This window comes from Flagellimonas algicola, from assembly GCF_005937185.1.
Classification (GTDB): domain Bacteria; phylum Bacteroidota; class Bacteroidia; order Flavobacteriales; family Flavobacteriaceae; genus Flagellimonas; species Flagellimonas algicola.
Window position 1 is genome coordinate 1,779,752 of the sequence record NZ_VCNI01000001.1, and the last position, 18,339, is coordinate 1,798,090.

The window sequence follows — 18,339 nt, forward strand, 5'->3', positions numbered from 1 at the left end:
CGTTTTAGTTGCCTGGATCTACGGATGAATTACTTTGGGCCTCCCTTGATTTGATTAATGCCAATTCACCTTTGGCTTCCGCCACAATATCATCATACTCGGCAAAATTGGAAATCACGCTTTCCAAAATATAGGTGGCTTGGAAGGCATCCTGCAACGCATAAAAATTCTTGGCCATTATGATCAGCCCTTTACCGCCCCATTCTTTATAGGCTGAATAATCCTTGGCCAATTTTTGCACGGCGGTATTGGAACCCTCAAAATCCTGGTTTTTGTGCTTAAAGAAGGCATCATAGTACCAAGCTTCGGCTGCCAACTCCCCAGTGGCAATTTTTTTGACTTCGCTATAAGCTGTTTCCGCCAAGGCTTCATCCTCAGTAGCTATCGCTGATCGCGCAATCATGATCTGGGCATCACTTTTAATGCGGTTGTCAATTTTGGGGGCTTTCAACACCTTTTCTGCATACGCAATGGTCTTGGTATAATTGTCTTGCCCGTAATAACCTTTCATCAAATTGGACTGGGCAAAAGTTCTGTTTTGGGCTATTTCCGCAGTGTTTTCCAATTGCTCCAAATAAGGAATGGCCTTTTGGTAATCCTGTTTTCCCACATAAATCTCACACACCCTTGTTAGTGCCTGTTCCGTGTATTCTCCGCTTCCGCTATTGGCCACTACCAAATACTTATCCAATGCTTGGTTTTTCATCTCCTTCCCAAAATACAGTTGAGCCAGGTTAAAATTGGCCTGTAGGGAGTGGATTCCGGCTGGAAATTCCTTCAGATAATCTTCAAAAGCGCGTATAGCGGCATCGGTTTTTCGCTCCGCATATTTTCTATCGGCCGCCTCAAAACTGGCATTGTCCAATTCGGCATCGGTTACCTCAACAAAATCAAGGTTTCTAACCCAAGCGGCATATTCGCTAACCCTGCCCTCATCTACATACACCAATTTAGCCGTAGCCACGGCCTGTTTGGCCTCTTGGGTATTCGGGTATTTTTGAACCACTGCTTTCAGTTTGGTCAATGCTTGACCATTTCTATTGGCATTGTAGTGCACCAATCCCTGGCGTAACATGGCACGGGGTGCAAACTTACTTTTTGAGAACTCAGCGATTAATCGATCATAACTCTGCAATCCCAAACTTTCATTGTCGGATTTGATATAGGAATTTCCCAATTCGAACATGGCATCATCCCGTAACGAAGACTTGGGATAGCGGGTCAAAAATTGGTTGAGACCTTCAATTTTAGTGGAATTCTTACCCAAAAATCCATGGCAAAGCGTCTTTTGAAAAGCCGCATAATCTCTTTCGGGACCATTCATTTTTGAAGCCTCATTGTACGCAGACAAGGCTGAATTGTACTTGCTAGTCACAAAGTAACTATCCCCTAGGCGCACATAACTATCGTTGGTTTTTTCATCTGTTCCGCTCGATGTTGTCACTTTATTGAAATGCGAAATGGCTCTATTGTAATCCTTCAATTTAAAATGACAATACCCTAGATTGTAATCCAAATCCGGATACTCTTCCAAATTCCTTGCAGCAGGGTTACCTTGAAACTTTCCAAAATCAGATAACGCTTCCTCAAAGCGATTTAACCTGTAGTTGCTCTCGGCCATCCAGTATAGGGCCCTGGCCTCAAATGTTGGGTTTTCTGCACTCTTGATGGACTTGGAAAAACGCTCAACGGCAGCTTCATAATCGCCATCCAAAAACAATTCGACCCCCCGATAGAATGCCACTTTCTGATAGGTCTCCTTGCTGGCATATCCCTTGTTTTTCTCCAAAAGCTCCATGGCTCCTTCAAAATTCTTGGAAGTGATGTAGGAATCCACCAAAAGTTCTTGTATTTCTTGTTGGTGTTCATCCCTCGGATATTTTTCCAAATAGGCAGTCATCACTTGGGGAACTGGCTCGTAAGCATTTCCAATTTCATAGCTCAATCTCGCATAGTTCAGCAGTGCATCCTTTTCAATTTCCGGACTAAAATCCATTTGGGAAGCATTTCTGAAAGCATTTAAAGCTTCCGACTTTTTATCGAGCTTGAGATAACATTCCGCTAGATGATAATAGGCGTTTTGCGAAACACTGTTGGTACCACCAATAATCTTGTTGAACTGCTGAATGGCCCCTTCAAAATCACCTTGCATATAATGGCTATAGCCCATTAAGTAGTAGTCCGTATTGCTCAATTTCCCCCTTCTGCCCCTGTATTTTTTTAAATAGGGAAGAGCTTCATTGTACTTTTTTAGATTGAAATAGCTCTCGCCAATAATCTTGTTCAGTTCCGAGATTTCTTTACGATCGGATTTGGGAAGCTGCTTTTTGGCCATCGCAATAGCCTCCTCAAAATTGCCCAATTTGAAATTGAGGTCTGCTTGATAGTAAGAGAGCTTCTCGTTAAGTAACTCCGGGTCTGTAATTTGATCAAAACGGGCGCTGGCCTCATCGTAATCGTCTTGTTCATAGGCAATGTATCCAAGATAGTATTTGGCTTGGGAGCCATATTTTTGGGAAGTGCTCACCCTGCTCAAATAGCGTTCAGCTTCCTTGGGTCTTCTAGAAGCGTACAGTGCATAGCCGTTGTTAAAATTGAAGCGTTCCTTGTCCGCATTGGACATGGCAGATTGATCCACCTTTTTATACCATTTGAGGGAATAGGGATATTTTCCTGTCTCAAAATAATAGTCGGCGACATCCAAAAAAGCCGAATTTCGCTTGGTGGATGTAGGATAGCGCTCCACAAAATCCTCCATCATTTTATCCGCTCCGCGTTGGTTCAACCTAATAGCTGCATTGGCCGCATAGTAAGCACTATTGGCCTCGGTCTCTCCATCCGAAGCGGTGGTCTTTACCTTTTCAAAAATAGTCTGGGCGGCTTGGTATTGCTGATTGTTGTACAAGGCCAAAGCATCTTGAAAAGCCTTGTCTTCATGGGAAAATACCTGGGTCTCTTGGGCAAAAAGAATTGAAACAGTTCCCAGAAAAATGGGAACTAAAAGGAAGCTTTTTCGACTCATAGTGTTCTACGCTGTTCTCGATTGACTGTTACCATAACGTCAAAATTCAAGCCAAAGTATATTTTTAATACATCGAAAAGAGCAATCACACTATTCAAATTAATTTTAAACATGGTAACTTTGAAATAGGTTTTGATCATTTTTTTGAGTTAAAATCTTGGTTCCCAAGGAGCAAAACAAATGCTTAACCTTATAAACCTTTGCCTTAAATGTCCGAAACGATTTTAAAATTACAGGATGTCGCTGTCTTTCAAAGCGAAAATCTTATCCTAAACCATATTACCCTCCAAGTAAAAAAAGGGGAATTCGTTTACGTAATTGGTAAAACCGGAAGTGGAAAGAGCAGTTTCATGAAAACACTTTATGCCGATTTACCCTTGAAGCAAGGAACAGGCACCATTGTGGATTTTGACCTGAAAAATCTAGAGGAGAAGGAAATTCCTTATTTACGGCGGAAACTTGGAATTGTATTTCAAGATTTTAAGTTGCTGCCTGATCGCAATGTAAACAACAACCTGAGGTTTGTACTCAAAGCAACCGGATGGACGGATGATTCCAAAATGGATGCTAAAATTGAGGAAGTTTTGGACAAGGTAGGAATGAAAACCAAAGGTTTTAAATATCCCCATGAACTTTCAGGGGGAGAGCAACAACGTATTGCCATAGCGAGGGCACTCTTGAACGACCCCGAAATTATTTTGGCAGATGAACCTACCGGGAACCTTGACCCGCAGACGAGCGTAGAGGTCATGAAGGTTTTGCAGGATATCAATCAAACCGGAAGGACGATTATCATGGCTACCCATGACTATGCCTTGATATTGAAATATCCGCACAAAACACTCAAATGCGATGGCAGTAAAGTTTTTGAGGTGATTCAAAAAGCTGTTTAAATATTTGCGCAAGGATTAAGACTTAGGCAATTGTCGGGTCGCCTCTTCCACTTAACTAAGTTTAAAAACAAACCAAATTGGATGGAAAATCTTCGTTCATTCCATCATGTTTTCGTCGTTGATAACAATTGGAAAATCCAACAAATCAACACTTTGATGGCAAAAAGATTTTTGTTTCTTTGTCAAAATTAAATCTACACTCCATTCATGGAAATTCTTGGTATTGATATTGGCGGATCAGGCATTAAGGGTGCCCTGGTGAACGCAGAAACTGGCGAAATGGTATCTGAAAGGTTTCGAATTCCTACACCTGAGGGACGTAAACCCAATGATATGGCAGAAGTTGTCAAGCAAATTGTGGACCATTTCGACTATGAAGGCCCAGTGGGCTGCGGATTCCCGACCATTGTCAAAAATGGGGTTTGTACCTCTGCAGGAAATCTAGATGCAAGCTGGGTAGGTGTCAACATTGATGAACTTTTTACCCAGGCAACCGGCCATGAATTTACCGTACTCAACGACGCAGATGCTGCGGGCTACGCTTCTATGAACTACGGGGTGGGCAAAGGTAAAAAAGGCCTGGTTCTTATGATAACCATCGGTACTGGCTTGGGTAGTGGTGCGTTTTACAACGGTATTCTACTTCCCAATTTTGAATTGGGCCAAATTCCGTATAAAAAGTACAAGAAAATTGAGCAATGGGCAGCCGCTTCGGCCAAGGAACGGGAAAACTTAAGCTATGAAAAATGGGGTAAGCGCTTCAACAAATTCCTTCATTATGTGGAATTGATCACCGCACCAGATTTAATTATTGTGGGTGGTGGCACCTCTAAAAAATGGAAGGAATTCAGTCATTTGATCACTATTGAAACCGAGGTGGTCAAAGCGGAATTAATGAATCATGCCGGAATCATCGGTCCTGCCGTCGCCTGCTTACGGGAACAACACCACGGGCACTTGAATCTTAGTACGAACGGGTAATCAAGAATGTCATTCCTGCGACCGTGTGCAGCCAAAAGCTTTAGCGGTAGCGCAAAGCAGGAATCCATCAACCTACCTAATCAATCTTATTTCTTTTCCTATCCACTTCCTTTAGATAGATTTTTCTAAGACGAAGATGATTAGGGGTTACTTCAACGTATTCGTCTTTCTGGATGTACTCCAGCGCCTCTTCCAAAGAAAATTTGATAGCAGGAACTATTTTAGCCTTATCATCGGCACCGGCCGAGCGTACATTGGAAAGTTTTTTGGTCTTGGTCACGTTAATCGTCATATCATCCCCTCTTGAATTTTCCCCAATGACCTGTCCCTCATATATATCCTCTCCCGGATCAATAAAGAACTTACCACGTTCTTGAAGTTTGTCTATAGAATATGGAATGGCGGTACCGTTTTCCATGGAAACCAATGATCCATTAATGCGCTGGGCAATCTCTCCTTTTAAAGGTTGGTACTCCAAGAATCTGTGTGTCATGATTGCTTCGCCTGCGGTTGCCGTTAACAACTGGTTTCTAAGTCCAATAATCCCACGGGATGGGATAATAAATTCACAAAGCATACGGGACCCTTTGGCCTCCATACTGGTCATCTCCCCTTTTCGGATGGAAACCATCTCCACAGCTTTTCCAGAAACTTCTTCAGGAAGATCTATGGTCAAATGCTCAACAGGTTCGCACTTTTGGCCATCAATTTCCTTGATAATTACTTGGGGCTGCCCAATTTGAAGTTCGTAGCCTTCCCTACGCATGGTCTCAATTAAAACCGAAAGATGCAAGACACCTCTTCCAAAAACCATGAACTTATCCGCACTATCGGTCTCCTCAACCCTAAGGGCCAGGTTTTTCTCCAATTCTTTCTCCAAACGTTCCTTGATATGTCTGGAAGTCACAAACTTACCATCCTTACCAAAAAATGGACTATCATTAATTGTGAACAGCATACTCATGGTAGGTTCATCAATAGCGATGGTCTTCAACTTTTCTGGGTTTTCAAAATCCGCTACTGTATCACCAATCTCAAAACCTTCAACACCTACAATGGCGCAAATATCACCAGCAACAACTTCTGAAACCTTTTGGCGTCCCAATCCTTCAAAAGTGAATAGCTCCTTGACCTTGGTCTTCACAATACTTCCATCTCTTTTGACCAAAGAAATCTGCTGTCCCTCTTTTAGGGTACCGCGTTGCAAGCGGCCAATGGCAATTCGACCTGTAAAGGAGGAGAAATCCAAGGAGGTAATCAGCATTTGGGTTGAACCTTCTTCCGGTTTAAACTCTGGCACATGGTCAATGACCATATCCAAAAGTGGTTCTATGTTGTCTGTGGGTTTCTGCCAATCCTCACTCATCCAGTTTTGCTTTGCAGAACCATACACGGTTGGAAAATCCAGCTGCCACTCTTCCGCTCCAAGCTCAAACATGAGATCAAAGACCTTTTCGTGTACTTCCTCCGGAGTACAGTTTTCCTTGTCTACCTTGTTGATCACCACGCAAGGTTTTAAGCCTAAATCAATGGCCTTTTGCAACACAAAACGCGTTTGGGGCATGGGTCCTTCAAAAGCATCTACCAGCAACAAAACCCCATCGGCCATGTTCAATACCCTTTCCACTTCTCCCCCAAAATCCGCGTGACCAGGAGTGTCAATAATGTTGATTTTAGTGTCTTTATATACTACGGAAACATTCTTGGAAACAATCGTAATCCCACGTTCGCGTTCCAAATCGTTGTTGTCCAGAATCAGGTCACCTTTGTTTTCGTTATCCCTAAACAAACGGCAGTGGTACATAATCTTGTCCACCAAGGTAGTTTTACCATGGTCTACGTGCGCTATGATTGCAATGTTCTTGATCTTGGACATAAGCTGAATTTTAAGCCCGCAAAGATACTGCTATTTTTTACTTGTGCACATTAAGTATTGTTATTTTTATCTTATTGATTATGAGGAAGTTTGCGCCTATCTATTTTTGCGAACTACCCAACCCAATTTAATGGCTACGAACAATCCAAAATCATCATCGAATTCGTCAAAGAAATAGGCTGGCCCCACCTCAAATCGGAAGCTCAGCCCCTTTTCTCCGACACGCTGCAGTCCGTACACTGCGCCTGCAACCGCAAAGAAATCCGACGAATAATCCAAATCTCCCAAGATGGCATTCCCACCTTGTAATCCTATAGTTGGCGCGATATAATTTGCAGTGTTTTCGGATATTTTCTTATCCAAATCCAAACGTCGCTGAAAATTGTAGTAGTGTCTATATTGCAATTTTCCAATGGGATAAACCCCAAAACCAGAGCCGAAAAAATCGGAATTCCTGTAGGCGAAACTCATGGTAGCTTCAGCGGTTAAGGTTGAATTCTGCGAAATTCCGTACTCATACACCACTCCCGGTAACAATACATTGACCGTAAATTGGTGGTCTTCAACATTTTTATTCGTTTGGGCGCAAAGCAATACAGGAAGAAAAAAGAGAAAAGCGAAAAAGTTGGAAATCTTCATTTTGTTTAATTTTTGGTTATGCGGTTTTTTTAATCAAAGACCGAACCAAAAATCACATTCGTATTGATTCTATTGTAGTAAGGAAAAAATGAAGGAAACAAATACAAGAGGGAATTCCCTATCTTCCAACACACCAACGTTTCTCACTAATGATCCATCCAACACTCAGATTTACTACAGGGTGAACACCGCCAGCAAAGGGTCCTAAATAATATCCCGCTCCAGCATCAATGGAAAAGCTAAGGCCGGCATTAAAACTTCGTTGAATCCCATATACCAGACCACCATAGCCATGCACTCCATCCACAACTCTACCCTCAACAACGCGGGCGTCTGGAGAAAACAGAGCAATTGTTGGCGCTAAATAATTTCCGGAATTTCCATAGATATCCCGTCCTCGTCTTTGCCTCCCATTAAAATTGTGGTAATGTCTGTTTTGGACGGTTATAGCCGGAAAAAAATCATAGTTTTCCAAGGGTTCGGAGCTAGCTGGTTCCAAGGCCGCCTGCCAGGCAATGCGAACGTCCAACGTACTGTTGACCCCCAATCCCATTTCGTACTCTAAACCGGGATTGGCAATGTTGAGCTTGAACTGCCTTACCTCACAATTTTTCCCATACTGACCATACCCCAAAATGGAGCAGAACAGCGCTGCAATCAGTTGAATTCTAAACATTGTAGGTTAATTTGGCACTATTAAAACTATTCCTTGTTCAAAATAGTATTTTTGCACAAACTCTTTGTGCATGCAGTTAGACGTAATTCCCCAGATAAAACATACAAAAAGTGATAATTTTTTCCTTTTGGCCGGTCCTTGTGCCATTGAAGGTGAAGATATGGCCCTTCGCATTGCGGAGCGAGTAGTGGAAATCACAGACAAGCTGGAAATACCCTATGTGTTTAAAGGGAGTTTTAAAAAAGCCAACCGAAGTAGGATTGATTCCTTTACCGGAATTGGGGATGAAAAAGCACTTAAAATCCTGAGAAGAGTTTCGGAAACATTTAAAGTACCAACGGTAACAGATATTCATGAAGTTTCTGATGCCTCCAAAGCGGCTGAATATGTGGACGTGCTTCAAATCCCTGCCTTTTTGGTACGTCAAACCGATTTAGTGGTAGCGGCCGCCAAAACAGGAAAAGTGGTCAACCTAAAAAAAGGGCAATTTATGAGTCCGGAAAGCATGCAGCATGCGGTTAGAAAAGTTTCAGATTCTGGCAGTGACAAAGCCTGGATTACCGATCGGGGCACCATGTTCGGTTATCAAGATATGGTGGTTGACTTTAGGGGCATACCCACCATGAAACAATATGCTCCCGTGGTTCTGGATGTGACCCACAGTCTACAACAACCCAATCAATCTTCAGGAGTTACCGGTGGTAGACCTGCCTTGATTGGCACCATGGCCCGTGCTGGAATAGCAGCTGGTGTGGACGGACTTTTTATGGAAACCCATTTTGACCCCGCCAATGCCAAAAGTGATGGCGCCAACATGTTGGATCTTAGTTTGCTGGAAAAGTTGCTTACCGATCTGGTAACACTTAGAAAAGCCGTCAATTCCCTATAATTCCTAATTTTTATGAATCTTAAAAAACTGGCTCTAGGGCTAATATGGTGCTATAGTATCGCCCTATTTGGACAAGACAAGCATGAATTTGGTCAGCTAAATAAATTTGAAATAAACTTCACCGAATATCCACAGGATACAACAGCCCATGCTATTGTTCTGCATGAAAGGGGGGAAGATCGATTTGCAGTTATAAATAAGCGCATACAACTGGTTAAAAAGTACCATGTCAAAATCAAAATTCTGGATCAGCACGGTTTTGATCAAGCAGATATTTCCATTCGATACTACCATACTGATCAAGCTAGAGAAAAAGTTCGGGATATTAGGGCAATCACTCACAATGGCGTTACCAAGTTTTGGCTTAAAAAAGATAATATTTACGTTACAGACCTTACCGAAAATTGGTCTGAAATGAGATTTACATTTCCCAATGTGAAAGAGGGTAGCATCCTGGAATATGAATACGAATTGGTTTCTCCATATCTCTTTAACTTGACCGGCTGGTCCTTTCAAGGTGATATTCCAAAAGTTAGGAGTGAATTTTATGCCGAAATTCCTGGAAACTATGTTTACAACCGATCCTTCGTAGGCACATTAAATTTGGATGTAAATGAATCCACAATAAAAAAGAGCTGCTTTAAAGTTCCAGGTTACGCTGTCGCCGCAGATTGTGAGGTAATCCGCTATGCCATAAAAGACATCCCTGCCTTCAAGGAAGATGAGGATTACATGCTGGCAGCTTCCAATTATATTTCCAGAATCGATTTTGAAATGTCCCAACATACATCCGTAAACGGCAATGTGGAAAACTATACCAAAAGCTGGAAGGATGTGGATCGTGAGTTTAGAACAGATAAGGACATAGGGCGGCAGTTGACCAAGCAATCATTTTTTGGAAAAAATGTACCTCAGATGCTTTTTGAAGAACCTGATTCTCTAAAAAGAGCCATGGGAATCTATGACTTTGTCCAGAATCACTTTACGTGGAACAACAAATATAGTATCCATAAGGGCAGTCGCGTAAAATCCGCATTTGAGAAGCAAATGGGAAGTGTAGGTGAAATCAATCTTACATTAATCAATCTGCTTCAATTGGCAGGCTTGAAAACAGATATTGTCCTTATGTCAACCAGAAAAAATGGCTTGCCCAAAAGAACACACCCTGTCATGTCGGATTTCAACTATCTCATTGCAATAGCTGATATAGGTGGGACAAGTTATGTATTGGATGCAACGGATAAATACATTCCTTTTGGAATGCTACCATTTAGGTGCTTAAACTACTATGGGCGGGTAATGGATTTCAAGAATGGCAGTTATTGGTTAACCATTAATCCAGTAAAGGATAACACTAGGATAGTGAGAGGACGCGTGTTGTTAGATATGGAAAATAACCGGATAACAGGAGACTTCAAAACCTCTGAAACGGGTTATTTTGGAGTGTCCAAACAAAAAACAATCCAATCACTGTCCGAAGATGATTATTTGATTGCGCTTGAAAAGAAATTTAGTTCTGAAAATGAAGGAATTATATCCGAGTATACCAATTTGAACAAGGTGAACAGCAAGAGCAAAGTGGTCGAAAAATTTAAATTGGAATGGGAACAAGAGTTGAACAGGGAGGTTCTTTATATTAATCCCTTTTTCATTAGGTTTTTTGTGCAAAATCCATTCGTTTTGGAAGAGCGCAACTATCCAATAGATTTTGGCCATCCCAGAATATTTACCTATCAAGTCACCATCCAAATTCCAGAGGGCTATAGCTTAGTAAACCTACCTGAAAACAAAGCTTTTGCTTTACCAGAGAATTCAGGGTATTTAAAACTCCAATGTTCAAATGCCGGAAGTTTTGTCACAGTACTGTTTAACCTAAAAATAGACCACTCTTATTACAAATCAGAGCATTACAATGCACTTAAGGAGCTTTTCAGAAATGCGGTGGACATTCAAAAAAACACTATGATAAAGTTGACCAAAAACTAATTGTTTTTCCAAAACCCCTTATGATTGACTTCCAGCGCATTCTGGAGCACTTCAATCAATACCTCGGAATCCAAATGATCCAAACTTGGGTATCTTAAGGATTTCATCACCTTTCTTCCTTCGGTAACCATTTTGTCCTGATGGACGGTTAAATGGGCGGAACTCCAAAACCCAACATCGACATAAGCTTTCTTTTTTGGAACATTGAGATAACAAAAGGGTTTTCCATCCAAATAGTAAAATGGAATCCTGTATTTGAATTTCAGTTCCAATTCCGGAATCGTGGTCTCTATAAGAACTTGCAATTGAAGCAATATGGATTTGAACGGTTCTTTTTGGTCTAAAATGTAGCTTTCAGAAGGATTCATATCTTTGATATACACACCTATGCGCAAAATAGTACTTTACATATTTCTGTTTATTCCTGTGTTTTGTCTTGCTCAAAACTACGATTAAGTGGACAAAATTGTTTTGGAATATCCTCATTTTGACAGTATAGACGAATTGGCCTATCAAATTAAAACTGATTTTGTTTATGATATTGACAAAATACGAGCGGCCTTTGTGTGGGTGACCAACAACATTACCTATGGAAAAACCATGGATGAGCTCTTTGTTCCGAGAACAAAAATCATTTACTATTCGGAGCGGGGCAAAGAAAGATTACTTGAAAAAGTTTGGAAAAAGAAAGTAAAACAAGCTTTTAAAAATAGAAGGGGCGTATGCTTTGATTATTCCATGATGTTAAAACAATTATATGATCTGTTGGGGATTGAATCAAAGTTGATTCCAGGAATTGCCAAAGAAGAAATTAAGGACTTAAATGGAGAAACAGTTTATAAGAACCACTCTTGGAATGCCGTGAAATTGAACAACAAATGGAAATTGATGGATCCCACCTGGGCAGCCGGTTTTGTAGACGAGGTAAAACAGGTTTTCGTACGCAGATTTAACGATCATTATTTTGATACAGATCCCAAGGCGTTTATCAAGGAACATTTTCCGGAAAAAAAACGATGGCAATTGTTGAAACAACCCATTACGCTCAATTCCTTTTTCTCGGCTCCCATTTTTTTGCCCGCCTATTTTGAAAATGAAGTGGAGCTATCCCCGCTGACCGATGGACTGATCAAACAGACAGAAAATTTAGAGTTGGAATTTGCATTCGAGAAATTACCAACAAGAAATCGGTTGAAATACAGTATTCATTCCAGTCAAGAAAGAAGAAAAATCAGAAACTTGGACATTAGAAAGCTTGGAGAAAATCTCTTCATCTCTACACTACGACTGGATAAAGAGCTCCTGAATGGTCAACAACTTATTTTATACCTGGGCAAAAGGCCCATTATCGCCTTCCGGGTGGATCAGTAAACATCCATTATCATAAAAAAAAGAAAAATAACTTTTCAGATTGATAAATTCCATTAACTTTGAATTTCAAAGTACTTTATAATGGAATCAAAAAAATACTTGGAAGACATCTCCCAGATCAAGGATTTGATGAATCGCTCCTCCCGCTTTATTTCGCTTAGTGGCCTATCCGGAATATTGGCGGGTCTCTATGCTATAACCGGCGCATTTATAGGCTACATGTTCTTTTTGCCCAAGGGCGATTACGTTGTTTTACACAGCTGGAACTTTAAAATGATTGCTGGAATTTTGATTGCTGTGGCCGTGTTGAGTTCGGTAACCGCTTATCTGCTGACATCCAAAAAGGCTAAAAAAAACAATGAAAAGGTATGGGACGAAACCACCAAAAGACTCCTCATCAATTTTCTGGTTCCCTTAGCTACAGGTGGTATCTATATCTTGATCAAATTGAACAGTCAACATTACGGATTAACGGCCTCCCTAATGCTCATCTTTTATGGCCTTGCCCTTGTCAACGCAGCCAAATACACCATTGGTAACGTTAGATATTTGGGCTATCTTCAAATCATCCTTGGATTAATTTGTGCCGCCCTACCCGGCTATGGATTTTGGTTTTGGGTCATTGGTTTTGGCCTGCTCCATATCATTTATGGCAGCCTGATCTACTTCAAGGAAGAAAAAGCTTAACATGGGGCTAATTGATAACATAAACAAACTCTTTGACCATCGAATACGGTTGGGTATCATGTCCATTCTTATGGTTAATGAGGAGGTGGACTTCAACCGTCTTAAGGAATTATTGGATGTAACGGACGGTAACTTGGCCAGCCATACAAAAACCTTGGAAAAAGCAGAGTATATAAAAATTCAAAAGTCCTTTATTGGAAAAAAACCAAACACAAGATATTCTGCCACGTCCTTAGGCAAAATGGCGTTCAAAAAACATATTGGAGCGCTGGAACAGCTTATTAGAAAGCAAACATAATTTTTTTAACTATTTACTTTGTAATTCAAAGTACTTTTAAACCTTTAAAATGACAACACAAAAACAGAAAATTGGAAATTGGTTCAGAAACTCTATTTCGGCCAAAATGTTGATGGTGGGATTTCTCATCCTTATACTTTTGATCCCTTTGGGATTTGTTAAAGACCTGATTAGGGAAAGAGGCTTTAGACAAACTGAGGTTATTGAGGAAATAAACACCAAATGGGGAAACCAGGTAGTGCTCAATGGCCCCATCTTAAAAGTCCCCTATCATGTCTATGTTGAGGAAAAAGTGTTCGACGAAAAGACCAAAACTTTTTTGACCTCCCAAAAACCACAAAGACATGCTGCTTATTTTTTTCCTTGGGAGCTCGATATAAATTCCAACGTTAAAACGCAGCCTCTGGAACGGGGTATTTATGAATCCGTGGTCTATAATGCCAAGACCCAAATCAAAGGTGAATTCGCGAAACTTAACTTTTCAGTAAAAGAAATTGCGGACGAGAACATTCTTTGGGACAAAGCAACAGTAGTATTCAAAACCAGTAATTTAAAAGGCATAAGGAACACAGTAAAAGTGAAAATTGGGAAGGAAGAATACGCTTTGAAACCCAAATTTGATAATACCTATATGAACACATTGGAATCTGGATTTCTTAATGAAATTCAGTCCATTCAAAATGGACCTCTTTCATTTTCATCCACCATTGACATTAATGGGAGCAGTTCCCTCCAATTTATTCCCATTGGAAAAGAAACCAGAGTATTTATGAAATCGAATTGGCATTCGCCCAGCTTTAACGGTAACTTTTTACCGGAAACCGAAGGTAAAAAAATTGGGCCTTCTGGATTTGAGGCCCAGTGGAAGGTATTGGAAACCAACCGAAGGTTTGGACAGTACTTCTTTGACAATCTACCCAACCTTTCCGACTTTTCCTTCGGAACGGAATTCATGGTGCCTGTGGACGATTACCAAAAAACGGAACGCACCAGCAAATATGGACTTATGATCATAGGCTTGACCCTGCTAGTCTTTTTATTGATACAGATCAGTAGTAAAATTGCAATCCATCCGTTTCAATACCTCATGATCGGTTTGGCCTTGGTCATGTTCTACACCTTGTTGATTTCCATTTCAGAGCACCAAAATTATTTGTTCGCCTATTTAATATCAGGAGCAGCCGTGGTGGCATTGATCACCACCTACTCCCGTTCCATTCTCAAAAATTCCAAATTTACTTTGTTGGTTTTGGGTTCCATGTTCAGTTTGTACACCTTCATTTTTGTGATTATCCAACTGGAGGACTACGCCTTGTTGGTAGGCAGTATTGGACTCTTCGTTATTTTGGGAACCATCATGTTCACTTCCAGAAAAATTGATTGGTCCGGAGCTCAGTAGTCTGCAAAGCTTTAGCAAAACCGTCCTGAAAATTTCAGGACGGTATGCTTTTTTGTGCAGATAACCATTTTTTAACCAAGAAAACTCCTTTTTTCAAATCATTGGATTCTATGGTTTTATACCTTTGGTAAAAACCAACCTTATGAAAGCCCAAGCACTATTTTTCACCCTTCTGGTATCCGCAACACTATTTGCCCAAGAACACTCCCATAAAAGCTCAGGGGCATTAACGTATCCCGATGTTCCTGGGTACGTTACCTTAAAAACGGATTTTCACCAACATACCGTTTTTTCCGATGGAAATGTTTGGCCCACCATTCGGATAATGGAAGCTCTCCGCGATAATTTGGATGCGGTTTCTTTGACCGAACATTTGGAATATCAGCCCCATTCCGCAGACATTCCACATCCAGATAGAAACAGGGCCTATGAAATAGCCTTGCAGGAAGCTAAAGATCATGATTTGATGGTGATTGCGGGCTCTGAAATTACCAGGAAGGCACCTATGGGCCATAGCAATGCCATATTCATTTCGGATGCGAATAAGCTGCTTGTCGATAAGGCCGAAGACGCTTTTGCAGCGGCCAAAAAACAAGGAGCCTTTGTGTTTTGGAACCATCCCGCTTGGCATCCACAAAATCCAACTGGAAATCCAAACCTCAGTGATTTCCAGAAAAATCGAATCAAAAATGGGGAACTGCATGGAATGGAGGTTATTAATGACGCGGATTATACAGAGGAATCCTTGGCCATGGCCTTGGAGAACAATCTGACCATTATGGGAACAAGCGATATCCATGGATTGGTGGATTGGCGGTTTAAGGAAAACGGACATGCCCGCCCTATTACCTTGGTTTTTGCCAAGGAGAAAACACCTGCTTCCCTAAAGGAGGCCCTATTTGCTGGACGTACGGTAGCCGTATTCAATGAATTATTGGTAGGAAAGGAAGAAAACTTGAAACCTCTGATAAAGTCATGCATTGAAATAGGCAAGGCCAGTTATATCAGCAACACTTCCATTGTTAGATTGGAATTGAAGAATAACTCTAGCAGTGATCTATTGCTGCAAAACAAAATGCCCTATAATTTCTATTCCAACCCGCCCCTGTTTACGCTTCCAGCCCAAGGTTCCATTACTTTACAGATAAAAACACTGGAGCAAAAGGAGCAAATCATACTTTCTTTGGAAGCTGTTGGAGCCTATATTGCTCCCAAACAGCATCCCACCATTGAATGGGAAATAAATGTGGAAAACTAAGCGACTGAAAACAAAGCCGAGCCATTGATATCTCGGTCAAAATCAGCTTTGATTTTTTCTATAATGTCATATGGGGTATCCTCTGAAATCCAAACCCACTCATTTTTCAGGTCAACATCAAAATGGAATTTGGAAAAATCCAACAGGTGGTCTCCATCAAACTGGGACAGAAGAAACTTGGTGATTCTTGGTCTTAGTCTATATTCCAAATCAATACAGACCTTCTTTGTTGCTGGATCAGGGGTTCCAGATATTAGCCAGTTGAATTTCACTACTTAATCTTAAAGGAACGAACAAGATAGTAAAAAGTTTCAACTAGATCCCATTGCAATACTACTGTTCGACCAAGCTGCGATTATTCCAGACCATCCACGTAATCCTGTAAGTAGGCGTAACGTTTGGTAAGCTTTCCATTTTGGGTCATACGGGAACGGTCCAAAACTCCATCCTCATCGCCATTGAAAAAGGCTGGAATCACATATTTGGAAAAGGCTTCCCCAAACCCGGTGCTGGCATCACGCGGAAGTTCGCACGGAAGATTGTCCACCGCCATTACGGCAATTGCTTCCGGGTTTTTATAATCCACCTCGGTTTCGGATGCCGGGTCATACCCATAAATGGGGTCTGCCACTTCAGAAGGTCTAATTGTACTAGCGACTGGCCCGTCAATATCGCAGCTAATGTCCGCCACTACCCTAATCTTAAAACTAGGGTTTTTCGCATCTTCTCTAGTATAGAGATAGGGCGCCCCGTCCCCATAAAAATGTCCGGCAATATAGAAGTCGGTCACCTCAGCAAATCGGAAAAAGTTGGATCTATATTCTTCTGGGTTGGCAAAAAAGTCGGCCTTGTTTCCACGCACCCCGTCTTTTCGTTTGTTGTATTCCGATGCATCTATCTGGCAATACACCGGTTCATCAAATTCATCTTTAAGGTATTCGGCCACATTGACTCTTTTAAGTCCCATTGCGTCCAGCATTTCGCGAGACCCATTGCCTACTCGGCCCCTGCCTGTAAGCAAGATTTTGATATTGGGCAGTTTTATTTTGTTCAGCTCATCAATCAACGCCTGCTGGTCTTTTAAGGTTTCGGCCTTGGGCAAATTGAAGCTATTGTATTTGAGTCCATAGGCCCTAATGCCGTTGTAGGCCCCCACAATGCCCGCGTATCTCCCAAAAGCCACCAAACGTTGCCCTTTGGAATTGGTGATGACCTCATGATCGTAGAGTTCGATATTTTTATCCAAGATAGCCTGCAACAGTTTTCGGTTATAAGGCTGTTTTTTGATGGTATGGGAAAAGAAAAAGTACTTTTTATTGGGTATTAAGGATTCAATGGGAACCTCCTTTACACCAAGAAGTACGTCGCAATTGCTAACATCTTTAACAACAGGGAGATCCATTTCTTCATATTCGCTATCCGAAAAAACCCTGATGGGTGAAGTTTCCACCTGGATTTCTGCCTGTGGAAAACTGGATAACACACTTTTACATTCGGTTGGGGATAGCACCACCCTGCGGTCTGGTGGATTCTTTCGCTCTTGGATTAGGCCGAATTTCATTAATTATATAACTTTTTGGTTGACCAATGTTGCAAACATAACATTTTGGCGGTAGGATTTCAAAACTTTTTTTGGAATGCTTTTTGGGGTACCTTTGCAGGCCCTGCCTTATTTTAAAGGCATAGCAAACGTACGGAATTTGTTCCATTTTGCGTTAGGGATAGCGGCAGGTACCCGCCAAAGGCGCGTACAGCCAATAGCCCGGTGCTCTGAAGCTTTAGCGAAAGAGTAAACGCCCACTTCTCGATACATCCCGAACACGTTCGGGACACTCGAAGTGACGATAGTTCTTTGATAAAAAAATGAGAGGATTTTGTCCCGAAGCTAGTTCGGGACGTAATTCGTTTACGGTAAGCGAAGCTTACCTAACTCATTACGGGGCCGACTGGTTTTGACAGCGAGACCATTGGCAATGTAAGCATGCCGAGCGCTGGGATATAGCTCGTTAATCTCATTTTCCACACTTTTAATTGGCGATAATAATTACGCTCTTGCCGCATAATCTGAATTATAGTAAGATTTGCCTCGTTCCGACAAGGTCGGAAAGCGAGATGTTCCTGGATAGCCCTTGTTGACGGCGATTCGTTTTGGAGCACCATAAAAGTCAACATAAGGGTACAGTTTGCTTTGGCGGTACCACTAAAACTTTAAGAAGCTAAGTGTACAATAGGCGGTCTTTGGTCGGTTGTGCATCGAAAACTGAACAAGGACTAAGCATGTAGAAAGCATTGACTTTGCTTGTTTGGACGGGAGTTCGATTCTCCCCGGCTCCACTTTTAGAGTACTAAATTTGATTAAAATCC

General features: G+C 41.4%; 16 protein-coding genes and 1 other RNA gene. 10 read left to right on the plus strand and 7 right to left on the minus strand.

Annotated features, from left to right (window positions below):
• Nucleotides 1–4: 4 nt before the first annotated feature.
• Nucleotides 5–3,022, minus strand: coding sequence for a tetratricopeptide repeat protein (locus FGG15_RS07750; protein ID WP_138834906.1), 3,018 nt, complete (start codon nucleotides 3,020–3,022; stop codon nucleotides 5–7).
• Nucleotides 3,023–3,231: 209 nt separating this feature from the next.
• Here FGG15_RS07750 and FGG15_RS07755 point away from each other — a divergent pair, with 209 nt between their 5' ends.
• Both FGG15_RS07755 and ppgK read left to right on the plus strand, forming a co-directional pair.
• Nucleotides 3,232–3,915 (plus strand): cell division ATP-binding protein FtsE, encoded by a 684-nt coding sequence (locus FGG15_RS07755; protein WP_138834908.1) that lies wholly within the window; start codon nucleotides 3,232–3,234, stop codon nucleotides 3,913–3,915.
• A gap of 207 nt (nucleotides 3,916–4,122) precedes the next feature.
• Nucleotides 4,123–4,896: a polyphosphate--glucose phosphotransferase gene (gene ppgK / locus FGG15_RS07760; RefSeq protein ID WP_138834910.1), complete on the plus strand. Its 774-nt coding sequence runs from the start codon at nucleotides 4,123–4,125 to the stop codon at nucleotides 4,894–4,896.
• 76 nt (nucleotides 4,897–4,972) lie between these two features.
• Here ppgK and typA read toward each other — a convergent pair whose 3' ends face one another.
• The 3 genes from typA to FGG15_RS07775 all read right to left on the minus strand — a co-directional run bounded on the left by typA (nucleotide 4,973) and on the right by FGG15_RS07775 (nucleotide 8,087).
• The gene (gene typA / locus FGG15_RS07765) at nucleotides 4,973–6,772 is read right to left on the minus strand and encodes a translational GTPase TypA (protein ID WP_138834912.1); all 1,800 of its coding nucleotides are present in this window, start codon (nucleotides 6,770–6,772) and stop codon (nucleotides 4,973–4,975) included.
• 96 nt (nucleotides 6,773–6,868) lie between these two features.
• The gene (locus FGG15_RS07770) at nucleotides 6,869–7,411 is read right to left on the minus strand and encodes a hypothetical protein (protein WP_138834914.1); all 543 of its coding nucleotides are present in this window, start codon (nucleotides 7,409–7,411) and stop codon (nucleotides 6,869–6,871) included.
• Nucleotides 7,412–7,529: 118 nt separating this feature from the next.
• Nucleotides 7,530–8,087: a hypothetical protein gene (locus FGG15_RS07775; protein ID WP_138834916.1), complete on the minus strand. Its 558-nt coding sequence runs from the start codon at nucleotides 8,085–8,087 to the stop codon at nucleotides 7,530–7,532.
• A gap of 70 nt (nucleotides 8,088–8,157) precedes the next feature.
• Between FGG15_RS07775 and kdsA the strand changes: the two genes are divergently transcribed.
• A complete protein-coding gene (kdsA, locus tag FGG15_RS07780; RefSeq protein WP_138834918.1) occupies nucleotides 8,158–8,976 on the plus strand; it encodes a 3-deoxy-8-phosphooctulonate synthase in 819 nt (272 codons plus the stop codon).
• 12 nt (nucleotides 8,977–8,988) lie between these two features.
• Nucleotides 8,989–10,962: a DUF3857 domain-containing protein gene (locus FGG15_RS07785; protein WP_138834920.1), complete on the plus strand. Its 1,974-nt coding sequence runs from the start codon at nucleotides 8,989–8,991 to the stop codon at nucleotides 10,960–10,962.
• On the opposite strand, the gene FGG15_RS07790 is transcribed toward FGG15_RS07785, so the two are convergent.
• Nucleotides 10,959–11,330, minus strand: a complete 372-nt coding sequence (locus FGG15_RS07790) for a DUF1801 domain-containing protein (RefSeq protein ID WP_138835440.1) — start codon at nucleotides 11,328–11,330, stop codon at nucleotides 10,959–10,961. The genes FGG15_RS07785 and FGG15_RS07790 overlap by 4 nt on opposite strands.
• An 88-nt stretch (nucleotides 11,331–11,418) precedes the next feature.
• Between FGG15_RS07790 and FGG15_RS07795 the strand changes: the two genes are divergently transcribed.
• The 5 genes from FGG15_RS07795 (at nucleotide 11,419) to FGG15_RS07815 (ending at nucleotide 15,975) form a co-directional block, all read left to right on the plus strand.
• Nucleotides 11,419–12,333 carry a transglutaminase domain-containing protein gene (locus FGG15_RS07795; protein ID WP_138834921.1) on the plus strand — a complete coding sequence of 305 codons (915 nt, stop codon included), beginning with the start codon at nucleotides 11,419–11,421 and terminating at the stop codon, nucleotides 12,331–12,333.
• 81 nt (nucleotides 12,334–12,414) lie between these two features.
• Complete coding sequence (locus tag FGG15_RS07800) at nucleotides 12,415–13,020, plus strand: hypothetical protein (RefSeq protein ID WP_138834924.1); 606 nt, start codon at nucleotides 12,415–12,417, stop codon at nucleotides 13,018–13,020.
• A 1-nt stretch (nucleotide 13,021) separates the two neighbouring features.
• Nucleotides 13,022–13,318, plus strand: a complete 297-nt coding sequence (locus FGG15_RS07805) for a winged helix-turn-helix domain-containing protein (protein ID WP_138834926.1) — start codon at nucleotides 13,022–13,024, stop codon at nucleotides 13,316–13,318.
• Between the two features lie 49 nt (nucleotides 13,319–13,367).
• Nucleotides 13,368–14,717: a cell envelope integrity protein CreD gene (gene creD / locus FGG15_RS07810; RefSeq protein WP_138834928.1), complete on the plus strand. Its 1,350-nt coding sequence runs from the start codon at nucleotides 13,368–13,370 to the stop codon at nucleotides 14,715–14,717.
• A 142-nt stretch (nucleotides 14,718–14,859) separates the two neighbouring features.
• On the plus strand, nucleotides 14,860–15,975 hold the full coding sequence (locus FGG15_RS07815; protein WP_138834930.1) for an Sb-PDE family phosphodiesterase: 1,116 nt from the start codon (nucleotides 14,860–14,862) through the stop codon (nucleotides 15,973–15,975).
• Here FGG15_RS07815 and FGG15_RS07820 read toward each other — a convergent pair.
• A complete protein-coding gene (locus FGG15_RS07820; RefSeq protein ID WP_138834932.1) occupies nucleotides 15,972–16,247 on the minus strand; it encodes a hypothetical protein in 276 nt (91 codons plus the stop codon). The genes FGG15_RS07815 and FGG15_RS07820 overlap by 4 nt on opposite strands.
• An 83-nt stretch (nucleotides 16,248–16,330) precedes the next feature.
• Nucleotides 16,331–17,536 (minus strand): NAD(P)-dependent oxidoreductase, encoded by a 1,206-nt coding sequence (locus tag FGG15_RS07825; RefSeq protein WP_138834934.1) that lies wholly within the window; start codon nucleotides 17,534–17,536, stop codon nucleotides 16,331–16,333.
• Between the two features lie 377 nt (nucleotides 17,537–17,913).
• On the opposite strand from FGG15_RS07825, the gene ssrA reads away from it, so the two are divergent.
• Nucleotides 17,914–18,312, plus strand: a transfer-messenger RNA (tmRNA) gene (gene ssrA, locus FGG15_RS07830).
• Nucleotides 18,313–18,339 lie beyond the last annotated feature (27 nt).

What these genes read in the sequence shown, in the direction of transcription:
- creD (WP_138834928.1), top strand. Translation starts at nt 13,368, where the DNA reads ATGACAACACAAAAACAGAAAATTGGAAATTGGTTCAGAAACTCTATT.
- FGG15_RS07825 (WP_138834934.1), bottom strand. Translation starts at nt 17,536, where the DNA reads ATGAAATTCGGCCTAATCCAAGAGCGAAAGAATCCACCAGACCGCAGG.
- FGG15_RS07785 (WP_138834920.1), top strand. Translation starts at nt 8,989, where the DNA reads ATGAATCTTAAAAAACTGGCTCTAGGGCTAATATGGTGCTATAGTATC.
- FGG15_RS07750 (WP_138834906.1), bottom strand. Translation starts at nt 3,022, where the DNA reads ATGAGTCGAAAAAGCTTCCTTTTAGTTCCCATTTTTCTGGGAACTGTT.
- FGG15_RS07770 (WP_138834914.1), bottom strand. Translation starts at nt 7,411, where the DNA reads ATGAAGATTTCCAACTTTTTCGCTTTTCTCTTTTTTCTTCCTGTATTG.
- typA (WP_138834912.1), bottom strand. Translation starts at nt 6,772, where the DNA reads ATGTCCAAGATCAAGAACATTGCAATCATAGCGCACGTAGACCATGGT.
- FGG15_RS07815 (WP_138834930.1), top strand. Translation starts at nt 14,860, where the DNA reads ATGAAAGCCCAAGCACTATTTTTCACCCTTCTGGTATCCGCAACACTA.
- FGG15_RS07790 (WP_138835440.1), bottom strand. Translation starts at nt 11,330, where the DNA reads ATGAATCCTTCTGAAAGCTACATTTTAGACCAAAAAGAACCGTTCAAA.
- FGG15_RS07805 (WP_138834926.1), top strand. Translation starts at nt 13,022, where the DNA reads ATGGGGCTAATTGATAACATAAACAAACTCTTTGACCATCGAATACGG.
- FGG15_RS07800 (WP_138834924.1), top strand. Translation starts at nt 12,415, where the DNA reads ATGGAATCAAAAAAATACTTGGAAGACATCTCCCAGATCAAGGATTTG.
- FGG15_RS07755 (WP_138834908.1), top strand. Translation starts at nt 3,232, where the DNA reads ATGTCCGAAACGATTTTAAAATTACAGGATGTCGCTGTCTTTCAAAGC.
- FGG15_RS07775 (WP_138834916.1), bottom strand. Translation starts at nt 8,087, where the DNA reads ATGTTTAGAATTCAACTGATTGCAGCGCTGTTCTGCTCCATTTTGGGG.
- ppgK (WP_138834910.1), top strand. Translation starts at nt 4,123, where the DNA reads ATGGAAATTCTTGGTATTGATATTGGCGGATCAGGCATTAAGGGTGCC.
- kdsA (WP_138834918.1), top strand. Translation starts at nt 8,158, where the DNA reads ATGCAGTTAGACGTAATTCCCCAGATAAAACATACAAAAAGTGATAAT.